3 protein-coding genes and 1 pseudogene are annotated in these 3,487 nt (G+C 69.0%); 1 reads left to right on the top strand and 3 read right to left on the bottom strand.

From position 1 onward, the window contains the following. Positions 1–14: 14 nt before the first annotated feature. Positions 15–557, bottom strand: a complete 543-nt coding sequence (locus tag F3J14_RS34135) for a hypothetical protein (RefSeq protein ID WP_166726656.1) — start codon at positions 555–557, stop codon at positions 15–17. A 287-nt stretch (positions 558–844) separates the two neighbouring features. After that, positions 845–2,371, bottom strand: a complete 1,527-nt coding sequence (locus tag F3J14_RS34140; RefSeq protein ID WP_166726657.1) for an aldehyde dehydrogenase family protein — start codon at positions 2,369–2,371, stop codon at positions 845–847. A gap of 308 nt (positions 2,372–2,679) precedes the next feature. Here F3J14_RS34140 and F3J14_RS34145 point away from each other — a divergent pair, with 308 nt between their 5' ends. Then, a complete protein-coding gene (locus F3J14_RS34145; RefSeq protein ID WP_166726658.1) occupies positions 2,680–3,108 on the top strand; it encodes a pyridoxamine 5'-phosphate oxidase family protein in 429 nt (142 codons plus the stop codon). Positions 3,109–3,208: 100 nt separating this feature from the next. On the opposite strand, the pseudogene F3J14_RS34150 reads toward F3J14_RS34145, so the two are convergent. Further along, positions 3,209–3,487, bottom strand: a pseudogene (locus F3J14_RS34150) (MFS transporter); the annotation flags it as partial.

Raw genomic sequence — 3,487 nt, forward strand, 5'->3', positions numbered from 1 at the left:
GGCCCGGCCCCGCGCTAGGTGCGCGGCTGCAACCGCACGACCCGCGTGCCGCAGTTGCCGTACGCCTGCGCGACCGCCAGCTCGACGATCGGGCTGCCGGCCGGCCAGGGCGCCGCGTCCGCTTCCGGCAGATCGGCCCGCAGCGTCGCGCGGCCGTTGATCCGGTAGCGGATGCCGCGCACGAAATCGATGAACAGCAGCCCGACGCCGCGACCGTCGCACCCGAGCGCATCGATCCGGTCGCCGTCGCCGGGCGTCGGCAGCGCGAAACGCAGCGTCTTCGTGTCGATCACGCGCACGACCGGCCACAGATCGCCGTTCGCGTCGCGCACGCCCTGCACGATGTCGCAGGTCACGCGCGCCGGTCCGCCGCGCGTCGTGCCGACGAACATGAACGGCTGCGACTCGACGAACTGGCGCACGCCGATGCTCAGCCGCGTCGTCACGACGTCGCTCATCCGCTCGGCTTCGTCGGCGACGCCGAACCGCTGATGCGCGTCCAGCTCGCCCGCGTGGAACACCGGGTGGCGCGGATAGGATCGGGGTGGTTCTGCCATGCTGGTTTTCCGTCGGGCCCATCGGTGTGCGATGCGGCCGCCGCGCCTCGTGACCGCCGGGGTTGGTGCCACGTGTCGGATGTATCGAGGCGAAAGCGGCGAAGTGCCGGGCGAGCGGCCGTCAACGCATTGCATCGCCGCGGGCACCGCTCGACGGCCGCAGATGCGTCACCCGAGCGTCGCACCTTGCCCGGAATCGGCAACCCGAATCGTGAACCGGCAACCGTACCGGGCAGCGTTCCGCCGCCGCCCGGCAGGCCCCGGCACTTCGCCTCCTGCTTCGGCGATCAGAAGAACCCGAGCGCCTCAGCCTGGTAGCTGACCAGCAGGCACTTCGTCTGCTGATAGTTCGACAGCGCCATCTTGTGCGTCTCGCGACCGATGCCCGACTGCTTGTAGCCGCCGAACGCCGCGTGCGCCGGGTACAGGTGGTAGCAGTTGGTCCACACGCGGCCGGCCTCGACCTCGCGGCCCATCCGGTACGCACGCGTGCCGTTGCGCGTCCACACACCCGCGCCGAGCCCGTAGAACGTGTCGTTCGCGAGTTCGATCGCTTCCTGCTCGTCCTTGAACGTCATCACCGACGCGACCGGCCCGAAGATCTCTTCCTGGAACACGCGCATCTTGTTGTTGCCGAACAGCATCGTCGGCTTCACGTAGTAGCCCGTGCCGAGCTCGGTGGCCGGCGCCGTGCGCTCGCCGCCCGTCAGGCATTGCGCGCCTTCGTCGCGGCCGATGTCGATGTACGACAGGATCTTGTCGAGCTGCTGCTGCGACGCCTGCGCGCCGATCATCGTCTGCAGGTCGAGCGGGTGGCCACCCTTGATGCGCTCGACGCGCGCGACGGCCTTCTCGATGAAGCGTTCGTAGATCGACTCCTGGATCAGGATCCGCGACGGGCACGTGCACACCTCGCCCTGGTTCAGCGCGAACATCGCGAGGCCTTCGAGCGCTTTGTCGAGGAACGCGTCGTCCTGGTCGAGCACGTCCGCGAAGAAGATGTTCGGGCTCTTGCCGCCCAGCTCCACCGTCGACGGGATCAGGCTGTCGGCCGCCGCATGCAGGATGTGCTTGCCGACCGGCGTCGAGCCGGTGAACGCGATCTTCGCGATCCGCTTGCTGGTCGCGAGCGCCTCGCCCGCTTCCTTGCCGAAGCCGCTCACGATGTTGATCGTGCCGGCCGGGAACAGGTCGCCGATCAGCTCCATCAGCACCATCACCGACGCGGGCGTCTGCTCGGCCGGCTTCATCACCACGCAGCAGCCGGCCGCGAGCGCCGGCGCGAGCTTCCAGGCGGCCATCAGCAGCGGGAAGTTCCACGGGATGATCTGCCCGACGACGCCGAGCGGCTCGTGGAAGTGATACGCCACGGTGTTGTCGTCGATCTCGGAAATGCCGCCTTCCTGCGCGCGGATGCAGCCCGCGAAATAGCGGAAGTGGTCGATCGCGAGCGGCAGGTCGGCCGCCATCGTCTCGCGCAGCGGCTTGCCGTTGTCGATCGTCTCGGCCACCGCGAGCAGCTTCAGGTTCTTTTCCATCCGGTCGGCGGCGGCCAGCAGCAGGTTCGCGCGCTCGGCGACCGACGTCTTGCCCCACTTGCGGCGCGCGGCGTGCGCGGCGTCGAGTGCGACCTCGATGTCGTCGGCGCTCGAGCGCGGCACGCGGCAGAACGGCTTGCCGTTGATCGGCGACACGTTCTCGAAATACTCGCCCTTCACCGGCGGAACCCACTTGCCGCCGATGTAGTTGTCGTACTGCTGACGGTACGGATATTCGACGTCGAGGCCCAGTTGCTTCAGGTCAAACGGGTTCATACATGTCTCCTGTTCATCGTGCTTGTGTGAATGCAGCGCCGGTTGGATCGCGCTGCACGGTTTACGCAACATGCGTGCCACACCGGCCGAAAACGAAACAGGAGCGGTGCGTCCGGCCGCCCGCCGGGCGCGGTGCCGGCGCACGGGAAACGAGTGTGCCGATTCTGAACACCGCGACGGCACAGCGGCGCGGCGGGTGTTCGGATTTTCCACAGCGCATCTGTGCAGGCGTCGCCGCGCACCGCATGGCATGTCGCTTGCGTGCGCAACGCGGATCCGCACGCCGCGGCCACGCGCCGACCGACACCATGAACGAACCTGGCCCCCTCAGCGACGATGCCGTCGCGTTCATCCGCGAACAGCCGTTCCTGATCGTCGCGACCGCGAACGCGGCGGGCGACAGCGACTGCTCGTATCGCGGCCGGCAACCGCGCGCGAACGGTTCGTTCGCCCCCCTCGTCGACCTGCCCGATCGCCGGACGCTCGTGCTGCCCGACTTCGCGGGCAACAACCTGTTCAACACGATCGGCAACCTGCTCGTGAATCCGGCGATTGCGCTGCTGTTCGTCGATTTCGTCCGGCAGACGACGTGGCTCGTGCAAGGGCGCGCGACGATCGACGAGGACGCGGGAAGCCACGCGCACCTGTGGCCGGCTGCGCAGCGTTACGTGATCATTGAAGTCGAAAGCGCGCACGCGCGCGCCGAAGCCGGGCTGCCGCCACTCGTGCTGGCGTGACGGCGCCGTGCGGATAGCCGTCGGCATGCGGCCGCGATGAAGGCATGCGCGTGCGCTGCCGCTACCATCGCCGGAATTCGCCGCCCTGACGACACCGTGTTCAGCGCCCGTTTGCGTCCGCACACGCCGGTTCGCTCCGGCGCCGCGCCGGCGTTTCGCCACGCGGCGGCTCACCTTCATCGCGGCGCCCTTGCGCAACCGCCGGCCGCGCGCCAAGAAACGCGAACGCGACGCCCGCGCACAGCACCGTAACGACCGCTAGCCCGATCAGCAGCCGGTCGAACGCGTGCGTATAGCTCCCGAGCAGCGCCGCACGATCGACGCCCGGCAACACGGCCGCCGCGCCGGCGAGATCGCCGGTCGCGAGCCGCGCGGCGGC

The organism is Burkholderia sp. Tr-862 (genome assembly GCF_011753085.1).
In the GTDB taxonomy this organism is placed as follows: domain Bacteria; phylum Pseudomonadota; class Gammaproteobacteria; order Burkholderiales; family Burkholderiaceae; genus Burkholderia; species Burkholderia ambifaria.

Excerpts from the sequence above, each read along its gene's own strand:
- F3J14_RS34135 (WP_166726656.1), bottom strand. The coding sequence starts at position 557 with ATGGCAGAACCACCCCGATCCTATCCGCGCCACCCGGTGTTCCACGCG.
- F3J14_RS34140 (WP_166726657.1), bottom strand. The coding sequence starts at position 2,371 with ATGAACCCGTTTGACCTGAAGCAACTGGGCCTCGACGTCGAATATCCG.
- F3J14_RS34145 (WP_166726658.1), top strand. The coding sequence starts at position 2,680 with ATGAACGAACCTGGCCCCCTCAGCGACGATGCCGTCGCGTTCATCCGC.